This is a genomic window from Pseudomonas sp. NPDC096925 (assembly GCF_044762545.1).
Lineage (GTDB): Bacteria > Pseudomonadota > Gammaproteobacteria > Pseudomonadales > Pseudomonadaceae > Aquipseudomonas.
Genome location: NZ_JBIWEM010000002.1, coordinates 779,923 through 803,205 on the forward strand (window position 1 = coordinate 779,923; position 23,283 = coordinate 803,205).

Sequence of the window (23,283 nt, forward strand, 5' to 3'; positions counted from 1 at the left end):
GAACTCCTTTTGAGTAGCCAACCACGATGATGCGCGATACGGTGGGGACTTTTGACTCTTGGCGAATAGCTTCAGCAATGACTGCGCCGTTCGCCGTCGAAGATACTCGACCTCGAACATTAATTGCTCTGACGCGTTGGAGGCCCGAGTTAGCTAAGTAGGCGTAACCTTCCTTAAGATTTGTAGCTGCAGTCCTGGCTATTCCATCGCTAAAAGGAAGTGATTGGTCTCCCACGCAGTCGCCAAAGATACCGGGGACCACCAGCACCGACACGCCTCTTAGTGATGGCGACGAATGGGCGGAGGGTGTTGTTGTTGTTGTTGTTGTTGTTGTTGTTGGCCAGTGAGTCCACTTCGCAACGTCCGGCGTATCAGATGGTGTCGACGCGACTAGTTCCGCCGCGAAGTTACGTGCGAAGACGCTTCGGCCGTCTGCTATTCCAGCTGCAGCCAGAGGAAGGGAGGCAACGGGAGGTTCACTGGAGACATACGGAAGTAACGGCGCTCTTACGCAGCCTATGAGACCAGCGGCTGCCAGTAGTGGGATTGCGAAGGTGCGTAAGCATTTGCTGTATGGAGATCGAGTGGCCACGTTCCCCTTCGTTTCCTTTCCCTGTACGGTTCATAGAAATGTAGCAGTAGTTCTGAGGGCGGTAAGCGTCCGGAGAAATCACCTTCTGAGCTCCAGCATTATGGCAATGGTGTCGGTGTTTTTAAGCGGACGCTATTTAATTGCTCCGGGTTGGTGTGTAGTGGTCTACTAACCCCGGACACCTTTTTAGGCGAAAATGGTCGCCACACAGAGGTGTTCGATGAGCAGACAACGACGTACTTTCACCCCCGAATTCAAACGCGAGGCAGCCGGCCTGGTGCTCGACCAGGGCTATAGCCTTACTGAAGCCGCCCGGTCGCTCGACTTGGTTGAATCGGTGCTGCGCCGCTGGGTGAATCAACTCCAGTCAGAACGTGGCGGTGCTACGCCAGCGAGCAAGGCGCTGCCCCCCGAGCAGCAGAAGATCCAAGAGTTCGAAGCTCGGATCAACCGGCTGGAACGGGAGAAATCGATTTTAAAAAAGGCTACCGCGCTCTTGATGGCCGAGGAACACGAGCGCTCGCGTTGATTGATCAGCTCCGCCGCGAGGAGCCTGTCGAATTACTCTGCTCGGTGTTTGAAGTCACTCGCTCGTGTTACTACGCGCATTGCCATAAACGGCGATCTCCGGACGTTGCGCGACTGGCACTGCACGTTCGGGTTAACGAGCTATTTACACAGAGCCGTAGTGCCGCAGGTAGTCGAACCATCATGTGCATGATGCGCGAAGAAGGCATTCAGATCGGCCGCTTCAAGGTGCGCAAGTTGATGCGCGAAATGAAGCTGATCAGTAAGCAACCGGGCTCACATGCCTACAAGAAGGCCACAGTGGAGCGCCCTGACATCCCGAATGTGCTGGAGCGCGCATTCGATGTCACGGCACCGAATCAAGTATGGTGCGGCGACATCACGTACGTGTGGGCTCAAGGTCAGTGGCACTATGTGGCGGCAGTTATCGACCTGTTTGCACGGCGCATGGTGGGATGGGCGTTTTCACCTAAACCGGACAGTGAGTTGGTCATCAAAGCGCTGGACATGGCGTACGAGCACCGTGGGCGGCCGCAGAATGTGCTGTTTCATAGTGACCAGGGCAGCCAGTATGGCAGCCGAGTTTTTCGTCAGCGGTTGTGGCGTTACCGCTTCAGGCAGAGCATGAGCCGCAGAGGTAATTGCCTGGACAATGCGCCTATGGAGCGTTTGTTCCGCAGCCTGAAAACGGAGTGGGTGCCAAGTGTGGGCTACATGAGTGCTGCGCAGGCACAGCAAGACATCGGCAGGTTTCTGATGCAGCGCTACAACTGGGAGTGACCGCATCAGTTCAACGGTGGGTTACCTCCGGCGATTGCCGAGGAAAAACTTAATCCGGTGTCCGGGATTAGTTGACCACTACACTACTGATCGCAGCAAGAGCAAGGGCTACACACCCTGAAGCATCGCAATCTCTAACGCCGCCGACATAGGCGGCGTATTTTATATGCGCGTTTGCACCGAGACCGCCGTCATAACTCATCCATTCGGGTAGCGCTGCGTGTTCATCGTCGTCATGGGTGCTTTCGCAGATCTGGCTGCAGACGCCCGTTAGCAGCGCGGCGCGGAAGGCCTCCTCATTGAACTCGCGCTCGCGGCAATGCTCTTCGAGCTTCATTACCGCACTTTCTGGCTCTGTTAGAAGCTCCTTCCTCAGCCCGCACTAGCTGGCAGAACGGCCCGTCAAGAGTTGTATTGTGGTGAGCAACGATGTCCTTAGATTTCATCGCTGGTGTGTCTGAACAAGTATGGCCTTCGGAGATGAGTACCGCATCGAAGCCAAGATCACGAGCAGCACGGCAGGTGCTATCGACGCAGTATTGAGTTTTCATCCCGGTGACTACTACAGGATCCTAGAGGGACGAACCCGTGCATGCCTCGGTACTGGCTCCGCCTTCCACACATGCGTCGCACTCCTGCCTGAGCAAACAAGCATAGTCCGCCGAGCGGTACTGGCGCGGAAGCTTTGCCTGATGCTGAAATGCTGTATGCATACACAGTATTCGGTGCAGCATGTACTTTCTCCTCGTTCGCCGCCGCGTAAATGGCGTGGCCATCCATTCCGATCAGCTCAGGAAGATCCAGCCCCTTCGGGCTGACATCCACATCGGTGACCACCACAGTGAGCCGCTGGGCCGGGTGTCGACCCAGGCCTGGGTATTCAACCCGTCACCAGGGCCAGACATCATCCCCCGACTGCACGATGCCAAGGTCAACGGCATGGCCCAGCTCGGTATCAATATCAACGGGATCGAAGAGATCGACGGTGTGCTGTATGCGCAGTCGTGGTGGTGCAGGAAGGAATGATGGCTGGGCTCCCACAGGCCTGGCTGGCCGAGCTGAACGACCAGGTTGCTCTGGTGGCTGATCCTGATGGGCGCGCAGCAGTGCTCGATGAAATGGCCCACGCTGCGCGCCGGCGTCGAGAGGTTGATGATGAGGACTTGGCCGACATGCTGGAGATCGTCGAGTCGGCCAGGCTGTGGGCGCTTGATGAGGCTGAGAAGGGGGAGTAGATGGGCAGAACGCCGGAGGAGGGTGAGTGATATCAGTTTTGATACCAATTACTGGGCTTTGTGGGTGGCGGGAGGGGTATTTGGCCCAGCAAAATCAACCGATAAGCACCGCCAGGCACCCATCCAATACTGCATGGTGATGTGGGCAATATAGATCTGGTTAGTACCGATCATGGCCGGGCCTATACCGGATCTGGAGGAATGATTCGTCCGGGCGATACAGGCCTTTTGAAGATGGAACTCGAATAGGGATAAATGATAAAATTTGCTCCCTTTTGAAACTTGAGACGGATCTTATGCGGCAGTTTCTGGCAATGACGTTTGGGGGGCTCACCCCAAGCTACTACGCTCGGCAGTTGTTTTTCGGCGCGCTCTTTGCGGCATTTTTCATCTACATGAAATCACGCTCCCCGCTTGGGATTGATTTCGCAACGGTAGCCATCTCGGTGGTGAGCACCTTCCTCTATCCCTATTCTCGATTCGTGTATGAGAGTGTGGTGGGCTTCATAATGGGACGAAACGTGTTCTTCTTGAATGCGTTGTTGATGCTGGCTGTCAAAGTGTTCACGATGTTCGTATGCTGGTTCCTGGCGATCTTCATCGCGCCACTGGGATTGCTGTACCTCTACTGGCATCACAGTAGGCAACCGTCCAACTAGATTCTCCGAGCCCGGCTTGCAGTCGGGCTTGTCACTCTGGGCCCTGGCAGATGCCGGGGCTTTTTTATGGAGCAGTGCTTATGGCCGAGCGAGGTTCCGGCGTCCTCGCAGTGGCCGGTGTACCTGCCAGCGTCGGCTTGGGTGCTGCCTTCCCCTTCAGACCCCCGCCCTACGTGTGGGAGTCGCGCTTGCCGGCGATGGGCCGCGAAACGGCCCCTCTTTCGGTCGGTACCAATCGTCCACGACCGGCGGCTATCGACCCAAGGCTGTCTTGGTGGATGGCATTTCACGCGCTCACGCATTAGGCTACCGTCGGGTTCGATGGGGCCCGCTCTCACGTTTGACGAAATGACCGAAGGATCAAAATATGGATATCAAATTGGCCCGGCTAAGTGCCGCCATGGGATTGGTCGCGATTCTGGCAGGTTGCTCTGAGGAAAAAGTGCCCGAGCCTACAGCAGCCAACTGTGCGCCTGAACTTTATGAAAAAAATCTGGCCAGCTTGTCGAAAGAGTCGAACAGGAATGAGTTCATCGCGAACTGCAAAAGCTTCCTTGCCGCGAAGAAAATGACCAAGTGGAAATTCGAGAAGAGCCCAGAAGACAAGTACTGATTCATCTCGACAGTTGCAATACGAGGAGCCTGCTGGCTCCTCCTTTCAGATCGCTCTAAGCGCCCCTTCCGCTCACAGGCGCCTTTCTTGGACGGTTCCAGGTTGTCACGCCTGTCGATCAGCTCATCCTCCTAGAGTGTCCAGGCCCGACCAACACTACATGGGCCCGAATACTTGCGGAACGTATGGCGAAGCTGGTCGCTCGACGATTTGGGCTGATTATCCTGGTCGGTATATCATTCGGGGCATCCTGGTATTGCGCCTCGCTTCTCGGAACGCTGCCATTCTCCGCAGGCTCATTCTTGTCTCAAGCGCGCACGAGCTCGGCGAAACCGGCAGGGGGTTGGTTCGTCAGCAAGTGTCCAACGTCCTGGCTCAAGATTACGTTGCGTTGATAGAGAGTTTCGCCACTGTCTTTCGGCGCCCATGGCGAAACGCCTTGCTACGCGCCGCTACATCGATAAGGGCAAAAGGTGGCGTTGAACCCTGAGCGCAGCGTCTCGATCACTTGCGCTTCCGGAAAAAGGGCGGAAAGAATGTGCCACCTCTTCACTGAAGCGGGTTTATCAGCTCGGCGCCCTGGTTGCGCACATTCCCCACGGCTGTGCTCACCCGATACCACTCGAAGGCTTCGACCGGCTCTCCCAGGTTGAGCACCAGTTGCTCCGCGTGCTCGCTCGGCATTTCCGCCGCGATCCATTCATATGCCAGCTCAGGTGACAGCACCACAGGCCGGCGGTCGTGAACATCGACCATCCCGCCTTGAGCATCGGCGGTAATGATGACGAACCCGTCGTGCTCGCTTCCAGTGAACTGGCCGATCGAGGCGCACAGGGCAGGGCGCCCATCCCGGCGGCGGATGTAGTACGGCTGCTTCTTCGGCCTGCCTTCATCAACCCATTCGTACCAGCCGTCGATGGGCGTGATGGCCCGGTGCGGCCAGATCGCCCGGAAGAACGGGCCGTGCGCAACTTTTTCGACTCGGGCATTGATCGGCGCAGCACGATCGGTTGCCCAATGCGGCCGCCAGCCCCACCGCACCAGGTCCGCCCTCGGGCCTGCATCATCCACACGCAGCACTGCTACCGGCGTGGTCGGCGCGACATTGTACCGGCCAAGCGGCTGGTCACCGACGTTGTTCCTCCAGGCCTCTGGCAGGCTCAGGGTTTCAACGAAGTCATGTATGCCACGGTATTGGCTCAACCTTCCACACATACGCCCTCCAACCTGAAGGATAGCCGCTGCCTCGTCGTGGTGACGCGCACTTGTGTTCTGCCTGCCGTAACCACTGCCGGAGGCTGCGCTGGGCATCGAATGCGCCGAGATGTCTGGCTTCCTGGCTTGCTGAAACGTTTCTTCGCGTTTATAAAAAGGCACAACTCCAAGAAAGGCTACTGCCATGTCCCTCCTCAAGCTGTTCATTGCTCTCGGCGCCCTGTCCGCAACCTCTCATGCCCTGGCCTGGGATTACGTTCTACTCGATACCGACAAAGCCGCCCAGAACTGGCAGATCACCAGCCAGCAACTTGGCGTAAAAACCGACAAGCCCTTCAGCGTTACCCTGCGCACCTTGCACGGAGGTCGGCAGGAGGGGGTCAGCATTGTCGACATCGATAACGGAACGATGAAACTCTCCGTAGTGCCGACCCGCGGTATGAACATCTTGCAGGCGTCGGTCGGTAATGTGCGCATGGGCTGGGATTCGCCAGTCAAGGAAGTGGTCAACCCGTCCTTCATCGAACTCAATGGGCGTAATGGTCTGGGCTGGCTGGAGGGTTTCAACGAACTGGTCACCCGCTGCGGTTACGAATGGGTCGGGCACCCCGGCGTCGACAACGGCGAACTGCTGACCTTGCACGGTCGGGCCGCCAATATTCCTGCGAACAAAGTCACCCTGCACATTGATGAGAAACCACCGTACGCCATCACCTTGCGCGGCGAACTGAAAGAGCAGGCGTTCAAGAAAGTCGACTTCTCCGTTATGACCGAAGTGGTCACCGAACCCGGCAGCGCGGTGTTCATCCTCAATGACACCTTGACCAACAACGGCGACTATCCGAAGGAATACCAGGCGCTGTATCACAGTAACTTCAGCACCCCGTTCCTGGAGCAGGGCGCTCGTTTCGCCGCACCGGTGAAACAGGTCTCGCCGTTCAACGACAAGGCCAGGGGCGATCTGCCCGATTGGCAAACCTACCGTGCGCCCACCAAGGACTATGATGAAACGGTTTACAACGTGGTGCCGTATGCTGATGGCCAAGGCAATACGTTGGCTGTGTTGCACAACAAGGCTGGCAGTCTGGGCGTTTCGGTCGGCTTCAATATTCGGACGCTGCCTGTATTCTCCCTGTGGAAAAATACCGATACCCAAGGCCAGGGCTATGTCACGGGGCTGGAGCCAGGGACGAGTTTTTCCTACAACCGCCGTTACCAGCGGCCACTGAACCTGGTGCCGACAATCGGACCGAAGGAGCGCAGGCAGTTCCACATCAGCTACAGCTTCTTGCCGGACAAGGTGGCGGTGGACAAGGCCCTGAAGCAGGTGAGCGAGATTCAGGGTGGGCGCGAAACCGAAGTGCGGCAGATGCCATTGGTTGATCTGACCAAAGGGTAGTGCTGGCCAGAGCATGTCGGCCGATGTTGCAAAGCATCGGCCAGATGTTCACGTGTGATCCCGTCGACTTATTCAAGGTTTATCAAGTTGCTGGCTTCTGGCCGTTGCCTTCTTAGGGGCGTCTTACCGTTCGACAGACGACCGAACCGCATCTAAGCTGTCCGTCCTCGGAAAGAGGCGTATTCCTGTCGGCAGCCGAGCTGCCTGATTGGAGAGGTTGTGATCGCGTACGGTTCGTTTCGTTAAAATTGATTGGCGCAAGAAAAAATGAAAAACAGAAAATTGTTCATCGCCTTGCTTGGATTCTGCGCAGCAACCCAAGCGCAGCATTCATTGGCGGAAAATATCAATGGAAAGAAACTCTACATGCAGAGATGCTCGGTTTGTCATGGCGCGGATATCAAAGGAACAGGGCCGCTGGCAAGGAAAAGCAATCCTCCGACGCCAGACCTTACGACGTTGAGTTTCAAGAAGCGATTAGCCGATTATCCCGGAGTAATTGTATCTTCGATAGTGCTTCGCCCAAATGGAAGTTTGATTCCAGATACATTAAAAGAAAACAACGTCAAGATTCCGCCTCACTCTTGGAGTGTTCAGGATCTGCGAGATGTTAACCAATACATGAGCAGCTTGATTTCAAAAGCTCAGTGAGCAAGTGTTAATGAAGGATCGGGGTCAATTAAGAGGCTCCGCTAAGATCTCTCAACGACTTCAGGAGTAGAGCTTCACAAAAATAATCCCGGGATTGCCTCATCCAGATTCTCGACATAACTGCTCTCAATGAAACCGAACTTTCCGAGTGGTTTTTGCAACGGATCATTTAAGGCATTTGTCTATGTGAATAACTATACGGCTCCGCACTGAGATTCCAGTGTACGGAGGATCGCGGAGCCGACGCCGTGACGGCGCTGTGAGTTTCTCACCATGATGAGCCGGATGAATGCGTGTCCAAAGAGCGAAAAGTTAAGTACATTATACCCCAGCAACATCGACGCATTGCGAGCTTCCACTGCGATCCAGGATCGCTTGTGCAATTCCCAGGCAATTCCCAGGCAGCCCCTGGAATGTTGCCCCGGTCGGCCGGATCAGCCGACTGTCTCTTCATCCGCGAACAAGGAGGTGCCCCATGACCCAGTTTCCAATGATGTGTCCGTCAATGAACCGTCAACGAAATTCTGGAGGGGCCCTTGCTGCCCCGCGGAGAATCCAACATGTCCACTCTTTGCCCACCGGTGCTTCTTGTTGCCCTCAGCTCGCCTGAGGAGGAAGCCCACTGCCGCACTCTGCGTGTACGCGACGACCAATCTGACTTTATCGCCAGTAACGCCGAATCACTGGAACAGGCTGCCGATAGCCCCTGGTGTGAACCCTTGGCCGTGCGTGCCATGCAGACCGGTGAAATGGTCGGTTTCCTGATGCATGCCCTCGATCCGGATGAGAACAGCCGCTGGATCTATCGCCTGATGATCGACTACCGCCACCAGGGCCGCGGTTATGGGCGCGCCGCCCTGCGCGCGCTGCTGGCATACCTGCAACCGTTGCCAGGTGGTCCCGGTGTTGCCCTTGGCGTCGCCCCGGAGAACATCGGGGCAAAACATCTCTATGCCTCCGAAGGCTTTGTCGAGACCGGCGAAGTCATCGATGGCGAGCTGATCATGCGACGGATGTCGGCATGATCGAAGGCGGGGGCGCCCAGGCGTCCCCGTCGCTCCGCCCATTCAAGCGCTAGCCTTCCGGCGGGCATATCCCGCAAACGAATTCATCCGATCCCAGGCGATGCGAGCCGAACTCCACAACGTAGCCAGCACCGCGGCGCTGCGCCTCGGCCCTGGCAGTCTTCTGGTCGGCATAGACATCGACGAAATGCCAGGGATGCCGGTCTCTCAGCACGCCCCATCCGAGCACCCAGCCGTCCCTGGCCGGGTCGGGTGGCAGGTTTTTCGCCAAGCTGCGGATGCTCATACATTCACCTCGATGTGCTAGCCAGCCTTCTACTCTGAAGCGAACTGAATCACCATCCGCCCTTTGATCTTGCCCTCCAGCATCTCCTCGAAGATCTGGTTGATATCCTCGATCGGCCGCAGGGCCACCTTCGGCACCACTTTCCCTTCTGCCGCAAACTGGAAAGCTTCCTGCAGATCCTGGCGGGTGCCGACCAGCGAGCCGATCACTTCGATACCGTCCAGTACCAGGCGAGGGATATTCAGGTTCATGGCTTCCGATGGTAGCCCGACAGCAACCAGCCGCCCCCCGGCGCGCAGGGCGTCGACCGCCGAGTTGAACGCAGCCTTGGCAACGGCGGTAACCACGGCGGCATGGGCGCCACCAGTCTTGGCCTGGATAACCTTGGCGGCATCCTCGGTGCGTGAATTGATGACAAGGTCGGCGCCCATCTCGCTGGCGAAGCGCAGTTGCTCTTCGTTGACATCGATGGCGATCACTTTGGCGTTGAAGACGTTCCTGGCATATTGCAGAGCCAGGTTGCCCAGGCCGCCAAGGCCGTAGATGGCGATCCACTGGCCGGGGCGGATGTTGGAGATCTTCACCGCCTTGTAGGTGGTCACGCCGGCGCAGGTAATGCTGCTGGCAGCAGCGGAGTCGAGCCCGTCGGGCACTTTGACCGAGTAGTCGGCCTTGACGATGCAGGCTTCGGCCATGCCGCCGTCCACGGTGTAGCCGGAGTTCTTCACTTCGCGGCACAGGGTTTCGTTGCCGCTGGTGCAATACTCGCAATGCCCGCAGCCCTGGTAGAACCAGGCCACGCTGGCGCGATCACCCGGCTTGAGCGAGGTGACGCCTGGCCCTACTTCCTGGACCACGCCGATGCCTTCGTGGCCTAGCACTACGCCGGTCTTGTCACCGAAGTCGCCATTTTTCACATGCAGGTCGGTGTGGCACACACCGCAGCACTGCATCTTCAGCAGCGCTTCACCGTGCTCGAGGGGGCGCAGGGTTTTCTCCACCACAGCCACGCGACGGCCTGGTGCAACAACAGCAGCTTTCATAGGAGCCTCCGTGTCTATCCGAGTGAGCTTGGGTTATCGCCGGGTTAGCATAGCCCTTGCCTGGAGGGGCAAAACTGCTTCAGGTCATGCTCTGGGGGGGTAACCGCCTTGTACTCATTTACCGGCCTTGCGCTCCCACAAGTGCCCTGCGTATGACGGCTGCCAGAGACTAGGCACAAAAAGAAAAGCCCGCGGCAATAATGCGGCGGGCTGCAAGAACATACGGAGCAGGGTCAGTGTGCCCACACGGATGTCAGTGTTTCGTGAAGGTCAGGTCATGAGCGTGTCATGGTCCGGTAATTGCGGTGCCGGGCGCTGCTGTTCAGGGCCTGGTACAGGGGCTTCTTCCACTCGCAGCGGGCAATATGCACGCAGTTCAATATGATTTGCCAAGGCTGGACAAAGGAAATACCAAGGGACAAAAAAAGCCCGCCATGGAAGGCGGGCAAGCAACGTTTGAAGGGAGAGCCTGCATGCTGGACCCGGCCGGTTAACCGAGCATTAAGCGGTAGCGCATTGACCTGCACGGCCGATCGGCCTATACAGGCCTGCCTTTAGCCCAGGAGCCAACATGCACGACGAAGACGACCTGCACGAACCCGAGCACGATCACCTGCTTGACCACGAATTCCTCTACGACGATGTGGAGCCGGAAGCGGATGCCCAAGGCGCCGAGGACGAGGTGGAGGAAGACGAGGAAACGCTGGATGACCTCGATGACGAGGAACGCGATCACCCAGCCTGGTTCGACGATTGCGAAGACGACTGACTCAGCGCCCGTCTACCGAAAAACGCCCAGGGCCGCTCACTGCCAGCAACAGCAGGCCACCCATGATGCTGAGGTTTTTCAGGAACTGGGTCATGTTGGCGCTGCGCTCAGGGTCGACCATGCTCCAGAACGGGTGGCCCAGCAGCGCCGTGCCCAGCACGAACAGCGCAAACAGGAAGGCCAGCGGCCGGGTGTAGAAACCGAGGATCAGCAGGATGCCGACGACGAACTCCATGAGCACGGCAACTGCCGCTGCCAGCATCGGGGCAGGGGCGCCCAGTGAGGTCATGTAGCCGACCGTGCCTTCGAACCCGGTCAGCTTGCCCCAGCCAGACAAGACGAACAGGATCATCAGCAGCAGGCGGGCAATCAGGATAATGATGTCGCGTTGACCATCGAACAGGGAGTAGCGCATGGCGGCGTTCCAGTGGACGGGTACAAGGTCCACTCTAGCAGCTGCGCCCAGGATTGCTGGCAGACAGCAAAAAGGCGCCGCAAGGGCGCCTTTTCAAGGAAGTTTGGTGCGAGTGGCGGGACTCGAACCCGCAAGGCTCACGCCGACAGATTTTAAGTCTGCTGTGTATACCAATTCCACCACACTCGCACGCTTGAAGGGGTCGCAACGACCAGCTCGCTTCTAAGCAGAAGGGCTTTGCAATCAAGCGCGCTTTATAACCCATTGTTATAGTTGAGTCAACCGCAGCACCTATGATCAACAGAGTGAAGGGTCGATCGTATGGGCAATTGACACCTTGCTGTCATTACGCCACTGTTGCCCTCATTATTGGATCCAGGAGTGTGCGGTAATGACCCAATCCGCTACTTCCGGGCGTATCGTGCGCCCACGGCTGTTCTGGCGACTACTGTTCGTGCAGGTGGTCGTGTTGGGGGCATTTCTCTACCTCAGCCTGATCAGCCTGGGCGGTTACCTGCTGATGCTGGGGTTCGATGCCGAACACCCTCAACCGCAGCGGTTGATGGCCCTGGCTGGTGGCGGGCTTATCCTGCTGGTCGGCTTGTGGCTGCTGAAAGTGGCGATGCCGCGACACATAAGCCCGGTGCTGGTTGAAACTGAGCGTTGAACCTGGCCAGCCACACGGGGTCCATCACGCAGGGCTAACCACGCGAGCGCTCACAGGCGAGCGCGTTCGGCCAGGCCTATTTTCCCTCCTGCTGTTGTGCCGGTGGAGCTCGCATGGTTTCAGCTGACTGCCTCGACCACCCCGTCATGCCTGCCCACCGCTATGAGCAGTTGGTGCAGTCGGTGGTGGATTACGCAATCTACATGCTCGACCCGTCCGGCCATGTGGTGTCGTGGAATGCGGGCGCGCAACGCATCAAGGGTTACCGTGCCGATGAAGTGATCGGCCAGCATTTCTCATTGTTCTTCACCCCGCAGGATTGCACTGAGGGCCGCCCGGAGCGCTTGCTGCGTCAGGCGCTGGAGCAGGGCGTGGCGCAGGACGAAGGCTGGCGCGTTCGCAAGGATGGCACGCAGTTCTGGGCCTTGGCCGCGCTGGATGTGATTCGCGATGACCATGGCCAGGTCGTCGGCCTGGCCAAGGTGACCCGGGACATCACCGACCGTCGCGAATCGGCGCTGCAGCTGGACGCGGTGCGCGCCCAGCTGTTCCAGGCACAGAAGCTGGAGGCCCTCGGCCAGTTGACCGGTGGCCTGGCGCATGACTTCAACAACATGCTGACCATCATCATCAGTTCGGCGCGCCTGGCGCTGGCCACCCAGGACCCGGCACGCGCCCAGCGCATGCTGCAGCACATTCTCGATGCCGGGCAGCGGGGCACCGAACTGACCAAGCAGTTGCTCAGCTTTGCTCGCCACCGCAAGCTTGATGTGGCCTGCGTCGCCCCGGCGAACCTTGTTGCCGCCACCCGTGGTCTACTGGAGCATGCGCTGCCTGGTTCGATTGACCTGAAGGTACTGTTGCAACCGGACCTGCCCCTGATCCAGGTGGATGCCGGGCAATTGCAGATGGTGCTGCTCAATCTGTTGTTCAATGCCCGCGATGCCATCACAGGGCAGGGCCGGATCGTCCTGACGGTCGACGTGGTCGAACTGGCCGGCGAAGTGGAAGGGCTGCACGGCGGGTTTGTGCGTTTCGAGGTGGAAGACAGCGGCGAAGGTATCGCGCCAGCGGTACTGCCGCGGATCTTCGAGCCGTTTTTCACCACCAAGCCCTTCGGCAAGGGGACTGGCCTGGGCCTTAGCCAGGTGTATGGTTTTGCCAGGCAGAGCGGTGGCGCCATTTGCGTCGACAGTGAGCCCGGCCGGGGAACTTGCATGCAGCTTTACTTGCCAATCTATCAGGACCAGACGGACAGCCAACTCGACAGGTAGACACCATGGCACAGGCACTCAGGCGGCTGGTGACGGGGATCGAAGGGCTCGATGCGTTGCTCCAGGGTGGCCTGGTGGCTGGCGCGTCCTACATCATCCAGGGCCCGCCGGGGGCCGGCAAGACCATACTTGCCAACCAGCTGGCCTGCGGGCATGTGCGCAACGGTGGCCGGGTGCTGGTGGCTACCTTGCTGAGCGAGTCGCACGAGCGGCTGTTCCAGTACCTGGCGACCTTGGAGTTCTTCGACCCGGCGCTGGTCGGCGACCCGATCCAGTTCGTCAGTGCCTTTGACACCCTGGAGCAGGAAGGCCTGGACGCGGTGGTACGGTTGCTGCGCCAGGAAATCGCCCGGCAGCAGGCCAGCCTGCTGATCGTCGATGGCGTGCTCAATGCCCGGGTGCGTGCGGAAACCGCGCTGGACACCAAGAAATTCGTCTCCGAACTGCAGGGCCATGCGGCCTTTGCCGGTTGCACCGTGCTGCTGTTGACCAGCGCCAGGCTGGAAGAGGGCAGCCCGGAGCACACCATGGTCGACGGCGTGATCGAGCTGGGCGAGCAATTGTTCGGCAGCCGCGCCGTGCGCCATATCCAGCTGCGCAAGACGCGGGGCAGTGCGGCGTTGTCGGGGCGCCATGAGTGCCTCATCGATGAAGCCGGCATGCACGTCTACCCACGCCTGGAGTCGCTGTTCAGCCACCCCAGCCAGGCGGGCAGTGCCACCCTGGAGCGTATCGGCAGCGGGGTGGAAAGCCTGGATGAAATGCTCGGTGGCGGCCTGGCTACGGGTTCGGTCAGCTTGCTGATCGGGCCCTCGGGTATTGGCAAGACGTCCTTGGGCCTGGCCTTTCTCGGTGCCAGCAGCCCGCAGGCGCCGGGGCTGCATTTCGGCTTTTATGAAACACCGGAACGCTTGCGTATCAAGGCCGTGTCGCTGGGTTACGACTTTGCCGCCATGGAGCAGGGCGGCAGCCTGCAGCTGTGCTGGCAACCGACCACCGAGGGCCTGTTGGACCAGGTCGGTGCGCGCCTGCTCGAACGGGTAGCGGCGCAAGGCAGCAAGCGCGTACTGATCGACAGCCTGGGGGCGTTCAGCCGCCTGGCCACCGACCCGGCGCGGCTCAATGCGTTTTTCCGCGCGCTGGTCGGCGAGCTGCGCGCGCGTGATGTCAGCGTGATGCTCACCTGGGAAATGCGCGACATCTTCGGTGCGGAAATCAGCGCCCCGGCCCCGGACCTGTCGAGTATCGTCGACAACCTGATGCTGATGCGCTTCGTCGAACTGGATTCGCAGCTACGGCGCATGCTGTCGATCCTCAAGGTGCGTGACAGCCACCATGATCCTGCCTTGCACGAGCTGCTGATCGGGCCGCAGGGCATTACCCTGCGCAAGGCGTTCGAAGGCGCCTGCGGTGTGCTTTCGGGAACGCCGGTGCCGCAGGGGAGCGGGTGACGGGGCGGGCCGATGAACACCATCCTGATCGTCGATGACGAGTACCTGATTGCCGACATCCTCGGTTTTGCCCTGGAGGACGAAGGTTTCCTGGTGGAAAAGGCGAGTAACGGCTTCAAGGCGCTGGAGGCGTTGAAGGAAAAGCGCGTTCAGCTGGTCATCACCGACTACATGATGCCGCTGCTCAACGGTGAGGAGCTGGTGCGCTCGATGCGTCAAGACTCGGCCTTGAGCGAGTTGCCGGTCATCCTCATGAGCGGCGCGCAGGCCAACCAGGGATGCCCGGAACTGTTCGCCGCGGTGTTCGACAAACCGTTCGACATGGACTGTATGATCGCCAAGGTGCGCGAACTGCTGGGCACCTGAGGCGCGGGCGATCAAGCGCGTCCGTGCGGCTTGAGGCAGGTCGCTCAGTGCGAGTCGTCTTGCTTTTCCGGTGCCGGGCTGCCGGCCTGGATACGCTTGAAGATCTCTTCGCGATGGACCTGGACGTCTTTCGGTGCATCGATACCGATCCTCACTTGCATCCCTTTGACGCCCAGAATGGTGACTTTGATGTCATCGTTGATGACGATGCTTTCGCCAACCTTGCGGGTGAGTATCAGCATGTATTTCTCCTTGGTGATGTAAAAGTCCGTCGGGCTAGTTGCCACGGCGGCGGGAGCTTGTCCCTCTTCCTTCTCATTAAAGACGCTTTCGGCAGATAGTAATTCCCCGACAGACAAATTCTGTTGCGTGTCTTCAGTTGCAGGTGCCGAAGCAAACCGCCAGCGGTTTGTCGGCCAAGGTGCTCGATGGCAAGAATAGGGGGCTTGGCGCCCAATGGGAAATTTCTTCGCATCATCGGCTGAATAGACCGAGTTAATGGTCATCCTGTTCCTCAAGTGCCTGAAGAAATAACAGCAAGGCCACTTCCTCTTGGTCCAGGCCTTTGCGTACACGTCTTTTCGGCAAGTTGGCCAGGCGCCCCAAGGCAAAGTGTTCAAGCACAGCCGGGTGGATGTAGCAGCGCCTGCACACCGCTGGCGTATTACCCAGGCGTGTGGCCACCTGGCGAACGATGGCGGTGACCTGGCGTTTGGCTTCGCTCTCCGGCTCCCAGGCCAAGGGCCTGAGCAGCTCCAGCGCCAGCCTGCTACCGGCCCAGGTGCGGTAGTCCTTGGCGGTGAAGTCGGCGCCGGTCAGCTGCCGCAGAAACTGGTTGACCTCGCTGGAGCCGACGCTGTGGCGCTGGCCGTCTTCGTCCAGGTACTGGAACAGCGCCTGCCCGGGCAGTTCCATGCAGCGCTTGAGCAGGTTGGCCAGGCGCCGATCGTTGAGGCTGACGTTGTGCTCGACGCCGCGCTTGCCGCGGAACTGGAAGTGGATGCTGCTTCCCTTCACTTCGACGTGGCGGTTGCGCAGGGTGGTCAGGCCATAGGACTGGTTGTCACGCAGATAGCGCTGGTTGCCGATGCGGATCAAGGTATGGTCCAGCAGGCTGACCACCAGCGCCATCACCTTTTCCCGGTCCAGGCCTGGCCGGGCAAGGTGCGCTTGCAACTGTGCGCGCAGCTTTGGCAGGGCTTGGGCAAACGCCAGCATGCGCCCGTACTTGTGCTGGTCGCGGACTTCGCGCCACTGCGCATGGTAACGGTATTGCTTGCGGCCACGGGCATCGCGACCCGTCGCTTGCAGGTGGCCCTGCGGGTCAGCGCAGATCCACACATCGGTATAGGCCGGGGGGATCACCAGTGCAGCGATCCGGGCGAGGGTATCGCTGTCGCGCACCCGCTGGCCGTTTGCATCCAGGTAGATGAAACGGCCACGCCAGCGCCGCCGGGTCAGGCCCGGCTGGTTGTCATCCACGTAGTGCAGGGTGCGCGGCAGGGGACAGTCGAGCATGGCTGGCAGACCTCGATCAGGTTACTGATCAATGGACACCAGCCACACGGCCGATGCTCAGCCCAGCAAGGCCACCGACTTGATCTGGGCAAACAGTATCTGGCCCGGGTGCAGGCCGAGCTGGTCTGCCGAGAAGCGGGTAATGCGCGCGAGCAAGGCATTGCCCCCGGCATCCAGGCTGACCAGCACATGGGCCGGGTTGCCGGCCGGGCGGCTTTCGCGCACGCGCACCGGCAAACGGTTGAGGATGCTCGAAGTGCTGTCGGCTGCCAGGGCCAGGCTGACGTCGCGGGCCTGCACCTTGACCCGCAGGGAGCTGCCCACCACCTGGGCCGGGTGAGCGATGCGCAGCAGCGGCCCATCCTTGCCCGGCAGGCGCAGGTCGAGCAGGTCGTAGTGCGGGTCGTGACCCACCACCAGGCCCTCGAACACCACACCGGCATCCTCGCCTTGGGCCAGTGGCAGGTCGAGGCGGGCCAGGGTTTCGCCGATCGGGCCGCTGGCCACCGCCTGGCCCTGTTCCAGCAACACCAGATGGTCGGCCAGCCGCGCCACTTCGTCCTGGGCATGGCTGACATACACCAGCGGGATTTCCAGTTCGTTGTGCAGGCGTTCCAGGTAGGGCAGGATCTCGCGCTTGCGCGGCCCGTCGAGGGCCGCCAGCGGCTCGTCCATCAGCAACAGGCGCGGGCTGCTGAGCAGGGCGCGGGCAATGCCTACCCGCTGCGCCTCGCCACCGGACAAGGTTGCCGGCCGGCGTGCCAGCAAGTGGCCGATACCCAGCAGCTGGCAGGCCTGGTCGAGGCTGACCTTGCGCTCGGCAGCGGCCACCCGGCGCCAGCCGAATTCCAGGTTGCCACGTACCGACAGGTGCGGGAACAGGCTGGCCTCCTGGAACACGTAGCCCACCGGGCGCAGGTGCGGTGCCTGGAGGTAGCCGCGGGCGCTGTCCTCCCAGACTTCGCCGTTGACTTCGATGTAGGCGCTGGTGGCCCGTTCCAGCCCGGCCAGGCACCGCAGGCAGCTGGTCTTGCCAGAGCCCGAGTGGCCGAACAGCGCGCTGATGCCGCGCCCGGGCAGGTGCAGGTCGACGTCCAGGGTGAATTCGTCGCGCGCCAGTTTCAGGCGCGCCACAATCGATGCGCTCATTTCAGCTCCAGCCAGCTTTGCTGCGGCGTCCAGCGTACAGCAGGAGCAGCACCAGGAACGAGAACAGCAGCATGGCGCCGGCCAGCCAGTGTGCTTGCGAATAGGCCATGGCCTCGACATGGTCGAAGATCTGCACCGAGACCACGCGTGTCTTGTCGGGGATGTTGCCGCCAATCATCAACACCACGCCGAACTCGCCCACGGTATGGGCGAAGCCGAGGATGCTGGCGGTAATGAAGCCTGGGCGGGCCAGCGGCAGCACTACATGGAAGAAGGTGTCCCAGGGGCTGGCGCGCAGCGTGGCGGCCACTTCCAGCGGGCGCTGGCCAATGGCGCCGAAGGCATTCTGCAGCGGCTGGACCACGAACGGCATGGAGTAGATCACCGAGCCGATCACCAGGCCGGTGAAGCTGAACACCGCGCTGCCCAGGCCCAGCGCCTGGGTCGCCTGGCCCAGCCAGCCATGCGGGCCGAGGGCGATCAGCAGGTAGAAACCGATCACCGTGGGTGGCAGCACCAGCGGCAACGCCACCACCGCGCCCACCGGCCCGCGCAGCCACGAGCGCGTGCGCGCCAGCCACCAGGCGATGGGCGTGCCGACGATCAGCAGGATCAGGGTGGTCAGGCTGGCCAGTTTCACGGTCAGCCAGATGGCACCCAGGTCACTCGCGTCCAGTGGCATCAGATTTCATAACCGTAGGATTTGATCACTGCCGCGGCTTTCGGGCCTTTCAGGTAGTCGACCAAGGCCTTGGCAGCAGGGTTGTCCTTGCCCTTTTCGAGGACTACCGCGTCCTGGCGGATGGGCGCGTGCAGGGACGAGGGAACGATCCAGGCCGAACCGCTTTCGACCTTGCCGTCCTTGTAGATTTGCGACAGGGCGACAAAGCCCAGTTCGGCGTTGCCGGTGGAGACGAACTGGAATGCCTGGCTGATGTTCTGCCCTTCGACCAGCTTGGGCCTTGTGGCTTCGGTCAGCTTCAGCTTGTCCAGCACCTGGGTGGCGGCCAGGCCGTAAGGTGCGGTTTTCGGGTTGGCGATGGACAGGTGCTTGAATGCGTTCTTCTTCAGCACTTCGCCGTTGGCGTCGACATAGCCAGGCTTGGCCGACCACAGGGCCAGCGTGCCGATGGCATAGGTGAAGCGCGAGCCCGGGACAATGGCCTTTTCCTGCTCGAGCCTGGCCGGGGTGCTGTCGTCGGCAGCGAGGAATACCTCGAACGGCGCGCCGTTCTTGATCTGTGCGTAGAACTGGCCGGTGGCGCCGTAGGCGGCGACCAGCTTGTGGCCGGTGTCTTTTTCGAAGTCCTTGGCAATGGCCTGGATGGGGGCTGTGAAGTTGGCTGCGACCGCGACCTGGACCTCATCGGCCCAGGCAGTGCTGAAGGCGAGCAGGCCGGCCAGGGCGGTGGCAGCCAGGTGGGGCGGGCGGATACGCATGAATACAGCTCCTTGGGGTTATCGTTATATCCTTAACTATATAGCGATAGGCCATGGACCGTGAAGGGGCCCAGTAATGCTTAAGCAGGCTGGGCCCTTTCGCGGGTAAACCCGCTCCCACAGGGTCGGCACAAAAGGTGAATGTTGCGCAGTACCTGTGGGAGCGGGTTTACCCGCGAAGAGGCCAGGCCTGCTTACGCAGACGGCTGGGGGCTGAGCACGGCCAGCGCCTTTTCGGCAATCTCCCGGGTCAACGCACCCGCCGGCATATGCTTGCCCAGCCGCAATGCCTGCCCCGACCACAGGTTGCTGAAGTCGCTATTGCCCTGCGGATCCGTAATCGCCCGTAAAGGCATCAACGCCCCACCGGCCAGCGGGAAGCGCGGCGCCAGGTCGCTCATCGGCCCCAGCTCGCGCATGATGCGGTTGTTGATGCCACGCGCCGGTCGGCCGGTGAACAGGTTGGTCAGCGCCGTTTCACTGGCAGGCGCGCTGTCCAGGGCCTGGCGATGCGCCGGCGAGACCTTGGCCTCGGGGCAGAACAGGTAAGCCGTGCCGATCTGCACGGCCGAAGCCCCCAAGGCCAGTGCCGCCAACAGGCCGCGGTGGTCAGCAATGCCGCCAGCGGCAATCACAGGGATGCTGACCGCATCGGCCACCTGCGGCACCAGGGCGAAGGTGCCGATCTGGCTGGTGATGTCGTCGCTGAGGAACATGCCGCGATGGCCACCCGCTTCATAGCCCATGGCAATGATCGCATCACAACCGTGGCGCTCCAGCCACACGGCTTCCTCGACGGTGGTGGCGCTGGACAGCACCTTGGCGCCGCTGGCCTTTACCCGCTGCAGCAGGTCAGCCTGCGGCAGGCCGAAGTGGAAGCTCACCACCTCCGGGCGCAGTTGCTCGACCAGCTGGCAGCTCTGCTCGTCGAAAGGCGCGCGGTTGGATACCGGCGTGGGGGCCGCGAAGTCGGCACCCACTTCGCGGTAATAGGGCTCGAGCGCCTGCTTCCAGCGTGCATCGCGCTCGGCATCGGGCGCTGGCGGCTGGTGGCAGAAGAAGTTCAGGTTCAACGGGCGGCCCGGGCAGCCGGTACGGAAGGCGGCGATCTCGGCGCGCACCTGGTCGCCCGTGAGCATGGCGCAGGGCAGGGCGCCCAAACCGCCCGCCAGGCCCACGGCGATGGCCATGCCCGAGCCCGTCGCACCGGCCATGGGGGCCTGCAGAATGGGCAGCTCGATGCCCAGCAGGTCGAGGATGCGGCGGTCGGGCCAGTGGCTCATGCGGTTCTCCTTGCGCGGGCGAGCGGTGCGGCGGGGGCGGGTGTTTACAAGGCTTTGCTGACCTGGATATCGCTGATCTTCTCGGCATCTTCGCCGTGGATCTTGCGCAGGGCTTCCAGGGCTTGTTCGAGGGAGGCGTCGGGCATCAGCGCAAAATCCCAGCGGCGCTGGCCGTCGAGCTTGTACTTGATGACGTATTTGGTGGTCTGGGTCATGGTGGCCTTATCTGAGTTTCGACGACGAACGACGGACGATCTTGATCTTGTGGGTCAAGGTTGGCTTGCGGGTGACCGAGATCGGGCGGGTGGTCACGGTATCGATGGTGATGTTCCAGAACCCGGTGCTGGGCACGGTGATCTTTGCCGGGAACTTGTCGAAATGGCCGCCGTGGTAGGTGTGACGACCGCCGTTCTTGAAGCTGCGGAAGTTGGCGTCGTTCATCAGGCGGATATTGCAGCGCTGGGAGCACTCGATGACGACGATGTCGTCCTCGTTCAGGTGCTCGCGCTGGTGTACGAATTTCATGTGATGCTCCGCAAGGATTGGTTCTGCAAAGCCAAACGATACCACGATGTCGGGTTACACTGCCGCGCTGTTGCGCCAGGCGCAGATAAATCTGCCAAAGCAGGGAGCAAAACGGCCTGGCCGTGGTCGAATCGGATTCTTGAAGGCAGAGGTGCTGCAAATGAAGTGGATGGTGGCGGCGTTGGCAGTGACGCTGGGTGGCTGTGTGAGTGTTTCGGAACTGGAACAATCGCGTGAAACGCTGGATGTAATCTCTGGCAAGTCTCCGCGCGCGTATGCCGATTGCGTCAAGCAGAATCTGGCCGATACCCGCGACCCGCTGGTGGAAGAGCAGCGCGGCGATGGCCTGCGGCTGATCGTGCCGCAAAAGATCAGCTCGGGCGTGGGCCCGGCGGCGCTGGTGGACATCGACAAGCGTGGCAGCGGCAGCAGCATCAAGCTGCACGAGCGGCTGAACAATTTCCCGCTGCGCCTGGGCGATGTGCGCACCGCAGCCACCAAATGCATCTCCGGTAGTTGATCCAGGGCAAGTGATTACGCTCCTTTTGCTTATATGTTTTAAGCCTAAGCTTATAACAATAGAAAAGGAGATTCGTGATGACACCGTTGAGTCGCGCCGTGATCGGCAGCCTGCTGATCCTGGCCTGGCCCACGGCGCATGCCGCCGATGGCCAGAAAGTCTTCACCCAGGGTGGGGCCAACCCCGCTGCCATGGCTTGCCTGGGTTGCCATGGCCCGGACGGCAAGGGCATTGCCGCTGCCGGCTTCCCGCGCCTGGCCGGGCTACCGGCGGCTTACCTCAGCAAGCAATTGCATGACTGGCGCAGCGGTAGCCGCAAGCAGCCGGTGATGGAGCCGCTTGCCAAGGCCCTGAGCGAGGATGAGATCAAGGCGGTCAGCACCTACCTGGCCAGCCTGCCGGCAGACCCCGCAGGCGACCTGCGTCGCCAGCAGATTGCCGATGACCCCACCACCCGCATGGCCCTGTACGGCGACTGGAGCCGGCAGATTCCTGGCTGCGTGCAGTGCCATGGCCCGGGTGGCGGCGGGGTTGGCGAACACTTCCCGCCTTTGGCCGGCCAGCCCGCCAGTTACCTGGTGGCGCAGCTCAATGCCTGGCGTGACGGCACCCGCAGCAATGACCCCAACCAGCTGATGGTCGGCGTGGCCAAGGCCATGACCGATGACGAGATCAAGGCCGTTGCCGAGTTCTTCGCCCGCCCCGCCAGCCAGGAGGTCAAGCCATGAAACCGATGATTCCAGCCCTGTTGTTGTTGGTCGCGGGCAGCGCCCAGGCCGCCCAGATTGCCATGGAAGACCAGTCGCAGTTGAAAGTGCCTGGCGTGCAGGCCGCGCCGCAGTTCGTGCCGCCTGCGGAAAGTGAGTTGCCAGACAATGCCTTTGGCAAGATGGTGCGCGAAGGGCACGCCCTGTTCGTCGACACCCGCAGGCTGATGCCCGAGGCCGTGGGCAACGGCATGAACTGCAGCAACTGCCATCTTGACCAGGGGCGGCTGGCGCATTCCGCGCCGATGTGGGGGGCGTACCCGATGTACCCTGCGTACCGCAAGAAAAACGACAAGGTCAACACCTACGCCGAGCGAATCCAGGGCTGCTTCCAGTTCAGCATGAACGGCAAGCCGCCTGCGGCCGATAGCCCGCAGATGACGGCGCTGGCGGTGTATTCGTACTGGCTGTCGACCAAGGCGCCGACCGGCGTGGAGATTGCCGGGCGTGGTTACCCGGAAGTGCCGCAGCCCAAGGGCGGATACGACTTCAAGCGCGGCCAGCAGGTTTATCGCGAGCAGTGTGCGATTTGCCACGGCGACAACGGTGAAGGGCAGAAGGTGGCGGGCGAGTATGTGATGCCGCCGCTGTGGGGCAAGGATTCCTACAACTGGGGCGCCGGCATGCACCGCATCAACACCGCGGCGTCGTTCATCAAATACAACATGCCGTTGGGCAAGCCGGGCAGCCTGAGTGACCAGCAGGCCTGGGATGTGGCGGCCTGGATCAATCGCCATGAACGGCCGCAGGATCCGCGGTTGGTGGAAGGCTCCATCGAGAAGACGCGGGTGAAGTTCCATGCCAATGACGGGGTGAACCTGTATGGGCAGAAGGTCGATGGGGTGCTGATCGGGCAGGGGACCGGTAGCTGAGGTAATGCCTGTGCCGGCCTCTTCGCGGGTAAACCCGCTCCCACAGGTACTGCACAGCATTCAGAGCCTGTGGTGATCCTTGTGGGAGCGGGTTTACCCGCGAAGAGGCAGTACAGGTAAACTCATTTCCTGTCATCCGACTGTCATTGATGACAGCAATATTTACGATCCACCGGAACTATCTACACTGGGTTATCTCTATCATGGCATCGGTCGGCACGGGTGGGGGCATTGTAAGGTG

Annotated in this window: 29 protein-coding genes, 1 tRNA gene and 2 pseudogenes; 16 read left to right on the forward strand and 16 right to left on the reverse strand. The window is 60.7% G+C overall.

Annotation, left to right across the window (positions count from 1 at the left end):
- Positions 1-812: 812 nt before the first annotated feature.
- Positions 813-1,975: pseudogene (locus ACIQYU_RS09585) on the forward strand (IS3 family transposase).
- Here the strand turns inward: ACIQYU_RS09585 and ACIQYU_RS09590 are convergent.
- Together ACIQYU_RS09590 and ACIQYU_RS09595 are read right to left on the reverse strand one after the other, a co-directional pair.
- Positions 1,968-2,237 carry a hypothetical protein gene (locus ACIQYU_RS09590; protein ID WP_402799284.1) on the reverse strand — a complete coding sequence of 90 codons (270 nt, stop codon included), beginning with the start codon at positions 2,235-2,237 and terminating at the stop codon, positions 1,968-1,970. The pseudogene ACIQYU_RS09585 and the gene ACIQYU_RS09590 sit on opposite strands and share 8 nt — an antisense overlap.
- Positions 2,197-2,466, reverse strand: a pseudogene (locus ACIQYU_RS09595) (isochorismatase family protein); the annotation flags it as partial. The gene ACIQYU_RS09590 and the pseudogene ACIQYU_RS09595, both read right to left, overlap by 41 nt.
- Before the next feature lie 166 nt (positions 2,467-2,632).
- Between ACIQYU_RS09595 and ACIQYU_RS09600 the strand changes: the two are divergent.
- The 4 genes from ACIQYU_RS09600 (at position 2,633) to trbK (ending at position 4,407) form a co-directional block, all read left to right on the forward strand.
- Positions 2,633-2,926, forward strand: a complete 294-nt coding sequence (locus tag ACIQYU_RS09600) for a hypothetical protein (protein WP_402799287.1) — start codon at positions 2,633-2,635, stop codon at positions 2,924-2,926.
- Positions 2,923-3,135: a hypothetical protein gene (locus tag ACIQYU_RS09605; protein ID WP_402799290.1), complete on the forward strand. Its 213-nt coding sequence runs from the start codon at positions 2,923-2,925 to the stop codon at positions 3,133-3,135. The genes ACIQYU_RS09600 and ACIQYU_RS09605 overlap by 4 nt, the downstream gene beginning before the upstream one ends.
- Positions 3,136-3,431: 296 nt before the next feature.
- Positions 3,432-3,794 (forward strand): hypothetical protein, encoded by a 363-nt coding sequence (locus ACIQYU_RS09610; protein WP_402799293.1) that lies wholly within the window; start codon positions 3,432-3,434, stop codon positions 3,792-3,794.
- Between the two features lie 367 nt (positions 3,795-4,161).
- Positions 4,162-4,407: an entry exclusion lipoprotein TrbK gene (gene trbK, locus ACIQYU_RS09615; protein ID WP_402799296.1), complete on the forward strand. Its 246-nt coding sequence runs from the start codon at positions 4,162-4,164 to the stop codon at positions 4,405-4,407.
- A 549-nt stretch (positions 4,408-4,956) separates the two neighbouring features.
- Here trbK and ACIQYU_RS09620 read toward each other — a convergent pair.
- Positions 4,957-5,622 (reverse strand): SOS response-associated peptidase, encoded by a 666-nt coding sequence (locus ACIQYU_RS09620; RefSeq protein ID WP_402799519.1) that lies wholly within the window; start codon positions 5,620-5,622, stop codon positions 4,957-4,959.
- Positions 5,623-5,806: 184 nt separating this feature from the next.
- Here ACIQYU_RS09620 and ACIQYU_RS09625 point away from each other — a divergent pair, with 184 nt between their 5' ends.
- Both ACIQYU_RS09625 and ACIQYU_RS09630 read left to right on the forward strand, forming a co-directional pair.
- A complete protein-coding gene (locus tag ACIQYU_RS09625; protein WP_402799299.1) occupies positions 5,807-7,021 on the forward strand; it encodes an aldose 1-epimerase family protein in 1,215 nt (404 codons plus the stop codon).
- A gap of 267 nt (positions 7,022-7,288) precedes the next feature.
- Positions 7,289-7,672, forward strand: coding sequence for a cytochrome c (locus tag ACIQYU_RS09630; protein ID WP_233693595.1), 384 nt, complete (start codon positions 7,289-7,291; stop codon positions 7,670-7,672).
- 194 nt (positions 7,673-7,866) lie between these two features.
- On the opposite strand, the gene ACIQYU_RS09635 is transcribed toward ACIQYU_RS09630, so the two are convergent.
- Positions 7,867-8,055 (reverse strand): GNAT family N-acetyltransferase, encoded by a 189-nt coding sequence (locus ACIQYU_RS09635; protein ID WP_402799304.1) that lies wholly within the window; start codon positions 8,053-8,055, stop codon positions 7,867-7,869.
- A 177-nt stretch (positions 8,056-8,232) separates the two neighbouring features.
- Here ACIQYU_RS09635 and ACIQYU_RS09640 point away from each other — a divergent pair, with 177 nt between their 5' ends.
- Positions 8,233-8,697, forward strand: a complete 465-nt coding sequence (locus ACIQYU_RS09640; protein ID WP_402799307.1) for a GNAT family N-acetyltransferase — start codon at positions 8,233-8,235, stop codon at positions 8,695-8,697.
- Positions 8,698-8,746: 49 nt separating this feature from the next.
- Here the strand turns inward: ACIQYU_RS09640 and ACIQYU_RS09645 are convergent, their stop codons facing one another.
- Entirely contained in the window at positions 8,747-8,983 is a 237-nt protein-coding gene (locus ACIQYU_RS09645) for a hypothetical protein (protein WP_207831239.1), read from the reverse strand.
- 29 nt (positions 8,984-9,012) lie between these two features.
- The gene (gene adhP / locus ACIQYU_RS09650) at positions 9,013-10,026 is read right to left on the reverse strand and encodes an alcohol dehydrogenase AdhP (protein ID WP_241105770.1); all 1,014 of its coding nucleotides are present in this window, start codon (positions 10,024-10,026) and stop codon (positions 9,013-9,015) included.
- Between the two features lie 571 nt (positions 10,027-10,597).
- On the opposite strand from adhP, the gene ACIQYU_RS09655 reads away from it, so the two are divergent.
- A complete protein-coding gene (locus ACIQYU_RS09655) occupies positions 10,598-10,795 on the forward strand; it encodes a hypothetical protein (RefSeq protein WP_207831243.1) in 198 nt (65 codons plus the stop codon).
- 1 nt (position 10,796) lies between these two features.
- On the opposite strand, the gene ACIQYU_RS09660 is transcribed toward ACIQYU_RS09655, so the two are convergent.
- Entirely contained in the window at positions 10,797-11,210 is a 414-nt protein-coding gene (locus tag ACIQYU_RS09660; RefSeq protein ID WP_207831245.1) for a DoxX family protein, read from the reverse strand.
- Positions 11,211-11,314: 104 nt separating this feature from the next.
- Positions 11,315-11,399: transfer RNA gene (locus ACIQYU_RS09665), tRNA-Leu, on the reverse strand.
- Positions 11,400-11,601: 202 nt separating this feature from the next.
- On the opposite strand from ACIQYU_RS09665, the gene ACIQYU_RS09670 reads away from it, so the two are divergent.
- From ACIQYU_RS09670 to ACIQYU_RS09685, 4 genes are all read left to right on the forward strand, one after another.
- Positions 11,602-11,877, forward strand: coding sequence for a hypothetical protein (locus tag ACIQYU_RS09670; RefSeq protein ID WP_207831247.1), 276 nt, complete (start codon positions 11,602-11,604; stop codon positions 11,875-11,877).
- Between the two features lie 113 nt (positions 11,878-11,990).
- Positions 11,991-13,151 (forward strand): nitrogen regulation protein NR(II), encoded by a 1,161-nt coding sequence (locus ACIQYU_RS09675; RefSeq protein ID WP_233686866.1) that lies wholly within the window; start codon positions 11,991-11,993, stop codon positions 13,149-13,151.
- A 5-nt stretch (positions 13,152-13,156) separates the two neighbouring features.
- On the forward strand, positions 13,157-14,602 hold the full coding sequence (locus ACIQYU_RS09680) for an ATPase domain-containing protein (RefSeq protein ID WP_241105769.1): 1,446 nt from the start codon (positions 13,157-13,159) through the stop codon (positions 14,600-14,602).
- A 12-nt stretch (positions 14,603-14,614) separates the two neighbouring features.
- Positions 14,615-14,968: a response regulator gene (locus ACIQYU_RS09685; RefSeq protein ID WP_207831253.1), complete on the forward strand. Its 354-nt coding sequence runs from the start codon at positions 14,615-14,617 to the stop codon at positions 14,966-14,968.
- Between the two features lie 44 nt (positions 14,969-15,012).
- Here the strand turns inward: ACIQYU_RS09685 and csrA are convergent, their stop codons facing one another.
- The 8 genes from csrA to ACIQYU_RS09725 all read right to left on the reverse strand — a co-directional run bounded on the left by csrA (position 15,013) and on the right by ACIQYU_RS09725 (position 20,883).
- Positions 15,013-15,210, reverse strand: coding sequence for a carbon storage regulator CsrA (gene csrA / locus ACIQYU_RS09690; RefSeq protein WP_207831303.1), 198 nt, complete (start codon positions 15,208-15,210; stop codon positions 15,013-15,015).
- 253 nt (positions 15,211-15,463) lie between these two features.
- Positions 15,464-16,486 carry a DNA topoisomerase IB gene (locus ACIQYU_RS09695; protein WP_207831254.1) on the reverse strand — a complete coding sequence of 341 codons (1,023 nt, stop codon included), beginning with the start codon at positions 16,484-16,486 and terminating at the stop codon, positions 15,464-15,466.
- 57 nt (positions 16,487-16,543) lie between these two features.
- Positions 16,544-17,635 (reverse strand): molybdenum ABC transporter ATP-binding protein, encoded by a 1,092-nt coding sequence (gene modC / locus ACIQYU_RS09700; RefSeq protein WP_402799315.1) that lies wholly within the window; start codon positions 17,633-17,635, stop codon positions 16,544-16,546.
- A gap of 1 nt (position 17,636) precedes the next feature.
- Positions 17,637-18,317 carry a molybdate ABC transporter permease subunit gene (modB, locus tag ACIQYU_RS09705; RefSeq protein ID WP_207831257.1) on the reverse strand — a complete coding sequence of 227 codons (681 nt, stop codon included), beginning with the start codon at positions 18,315-18,317 and terminating at the stop codon, positions 17,637-17,639.
- The gene (gene modA, locus ACIQYU_RS09710) at positions 18,317-19,075 is read right to left on the reverse strand and encodes a molybdate ABC transporter substrate-binding protein (RefSeq protein WP_402799317.1); all 759 of its coding nucleotides are present in this window, start codon (positions 19,073-19,075) and stop codon (positions 18,317-18,319) included. Before modA ends, modB begins: the two co-directional genes overlap by 1 nt.
- A 194-nt stretch (positions 19,076-19,269) precedes the next feature.
- The gene (locus ACIQYU_RS09715) at positions 19,270-20,358 is read right to left on the reverse strand and encodes a nitronate monooxygenase family protein (protein WP_207831262.1); all 1,089 of its coding nucleotides are present in this window, start codon (positions 20,356-20,358) and stop codon (positions 19,270-19,272) included.
- Between the two features lie 44 nt (positions 20,359-20,402).
- Positions 20,403-20,573, reverse strand: a complete 171-nt coding sequence (locus tag ACIQYU_RS09720) for a hypothetical protein (protein WP_013973186.1) — start codon at positions 20,571-20,573, stop codon at positions 20,403-20,405.
- Positions 20,574-20,580: 7 nt separating this feature from the next.
- On the reverse strand, positions 20,581-20,883 hold the full coding sequence (locus tag ACIQYU_RS09725; protein ID WP_004375922.1) for a DUF1883 domain-containing protein: 303 nt from the start codon (positions 20,881-20,883) through the stop codon (positions 20,581-20,583).
- Positions 20,884-21,043: 160 nt separating this feature from the next.
- On the opposite strand from ACIQYU_RS09725, the gene ACIQYU_RS09730 reads away from it, so the two are divergent.
- The 3 genes from ACIQYU_RS09730 to ACIQYU_RS09740 all read left to right on the forward strand — a co-directional run bounded on the left by ACIQYU_RS09730 (position 21,044) and on the right by ACIQYU_RS09740 (position 23,042).
- Positions 21,044-21,403, forward strand: a complete 360-nt coding sequence (locus tag ACIQYU_RS09730; protein ID WP_207831264.1) for a hypothetical protein — start codon at positions 21,044-21,046, stop codon at positions 21,401-21,403.
- A 77-nt stretch (positions 21,404-21,480) separates the two neighbouring features.
- Positions 21,481-22,131 (forward strand): cytochrome c, encoded by a 651-nt coding sequence (locus ACIQYU_RS09735; protein ID WP_207831266.1) that lies wholly within the window; start codon positions 21,481-21,483, stop codon positions 22,129-22,131.
- Positions 22,128-23,042, forward strand: a complete 915-nt coding sequence (locus ACIQYU_RS09740; protein WP_333956933.1) for a c-type cytochrome — start codon at positions 22,128-22,130, stop codon at positions 23,040-23,042. Before ACIQYU_RS09735 ends, ACIQYU_RS09740 begins: the two co-directional genes overlap by 4 nt.
- Positions 23,043-23,283 lie beyond the last annotated feature (241 nt).

Bases quoted from the DNA above. Each gene is read 5' to 3' on its own strand.
- ACIQYU_RS09630 (WP_233693595.1), top strand. From the start codon at position 7,289: ATGAAAAACAGAAAATTGTTCATCGCCTTGCTTGGATTCTGCGCAGCA.
- ACIQYU_RS09670 (WP_207831247.1), top strand. From the start codon at position 11,602: ATGACCCAATCCGCTACTTCCGGGCGTATCGTGCGCCCACGGCTGTTC.
- ACIQYU_RS09610 (WP_402799293.1), top strand. From the start codon at position 3,432: ATGCGGCAGTTTCTGGCAATGACGTTTGGGGGGCTCACCCCAAGCTAC.
- modA (WP_402799317.1), bottom strand. From the start codon at position 19,075: ATGCGTATCCGCCCGCCCCACCTGGCTGCCACCGCCCTGGCCGGCCTG.
- ACIQYU_RS09715 (WP_207831262.1), bottom strand. From the start codon at position 20,358: ATGAGCCACTGGCCCGACCGCCGCATCCTCGACCTGCTGGGCATCGAG.
- csrA (WP_207831303.1), bottom strand. From the start codon at position 15,210: ATGCTGATACTCACCCGCAAGGTTGGCGAAAGCATCGTCATCAACGAT.
- ACIQYU_RS09620 (WP_402799519.1), bottom strand. From the start codon at position 5,622: ATGTGTGGAAGGTTGAGCCAATACCGTGGCATACATGACTTCGTTGAA.
- ACIQYU_RS09605 (WP_402799290.1), top strand. From the start codon at position 2,923: ATGATGGCTGGGCTCCCACAGGCCTGGCTGGCCGAGCTGAACGACCAG.
- modC (WP_402799315.1), bottom strand. From the start codon at position 17,635: ATGAGCGCATCGATTGTGGCGCGCCTGAAACTGGCGCGCGACGAATTC.
- ACIQYU_RS09725 (WP_004375922.1), bottom strand. From the start codon at position 20,883: ATGAAATTCGTACACCAGCGCGAGCACCTGAACGAGGACGACATCGTC.
- ACIQYU_RS09645 (WP_207831239.1), bottom strand. From the start codon at position 8,983: ATGAGCATCCGCAGCTTGGCGAAAAACCTGCCACCCGACCCGGCCAGG.
- ACIQYU_RS09655 (WP_207831243.1), top strand. From the start codon at position 10,598: ATGCACGACGAAGACGACCTGCACGAACCCGAGCACGATCACCTGCTT.
- adhP (WP_241105770.1), bottom strand. From the start codon at position 10,026: ATGAAAGCTGCTGTTGTTGCACCAGGCCGTCGCGTGGCTGTGGTGGAG.
- ACIQYU_RS09590 (WP_402799284.1), bottom strand. From the start codon at position 2,237: ATGAAGCTCGAAGAGCATTGCCGCGAGCGCGAGTTCAATGAGGAGGCC.
- ACIQYU_RS09640 (WP_402799307.1), top strand. From the start codon at position 8,233: ATGTCCACTCTTTGCCCACCGGTGCTTCTTGTTGCCCTCAGCTCGCCT.
- ACIQYU_RS09675 (WP_233686866.1), top strand. From the start codon at position 11,991: ATGGTTTCAGCTGACTGCCTCGACCACCCCGTCATGCCTGCCCACCGC.
- ACIQYU_RS09680 (WP_241105769.1), top strand. From the start codon at position 13,157: ATGGCACAGGCACTCAGGCGGCTGGTGACGGGGATCGAAGGGCTCGAT.
- ACIQYU_RS09735 (WP_207831266.1), top strand. From the start codon at position 21,481: ATGACACCGTTGAGTCGCGCCGTGATCGGCAGCCTGCTGATCCTGGCC.
- trbK (WP_402799296.1), top strand. From the start codon at position 4,162: ATGGATATCAAATTGGCCCGGCTAAGTGCCGCCATGGGATTGGTCGCG.
- ACIQYU_RS09660 (WP_207831245.1), bottom strand. From the start codon at position 11,210: ATGCGCTACTCCCTGTTCGATGGTCAACGCGACATCATTATCCTGATT.
- ACIQYU_RS09740 (WP_333956933.1), top strand. From the start codon at position 22,128: ATGAAACCGATGATTCCAGCCCTGTTGTTGTTGGTCGCGGGCAGCGCC.
- ACIQYU_RS09720 (WP_013973186.1), bottom strand. From the start codon at position 20,573: ATGACCCAGACCACCAAATACGTCATCAAGTACAAGCTCGACGGCCAG.
- ACIQYU_RS09695 (WP_207831254.1), bottom strand. From the start codon at position 16,486: ATGCTCGACTGTCCCCTGCCGCGCACCCTGCACTACGTGGATGACAAC.
- ACIQYU_RS09685 (WP_207831253.1), top strand. From the start codon at position 14,615: ATGAACACCATCCTGATCGTCGATGACGAGTACCTGATTGCCGACATC.
- ACIQYU_RS09625 (WP_402799299.1), top strand. From the start codon at position 5,807: ATGTCCCTCCTCAAGCTGTTCATTGCTCTCGGCGCCCTGTCCGCAACC.
- modB (WP_207831257.1), bottom strand. From the start codon at position 18,317: ATGCCACTGGACGCGAGTGACCTGGGTGCCATCTGGCTGACCGTGAAA.
- ACIQYU_RS09600 (WP_402799287.1), top strand. From the start codon at position 2,633: ATGTACTTTCTCCTCGTTCGCCGCCGCGTAAATGGCGTGGCCATCCAT.
- ACIQYU_RS09730 (WP_207831264.1), top strand. From the start codon at position 21,044: ATGAAGTGGATGGTGGCGGCGTTGGCAGTGACGCTGGGTGGCTGTGTG.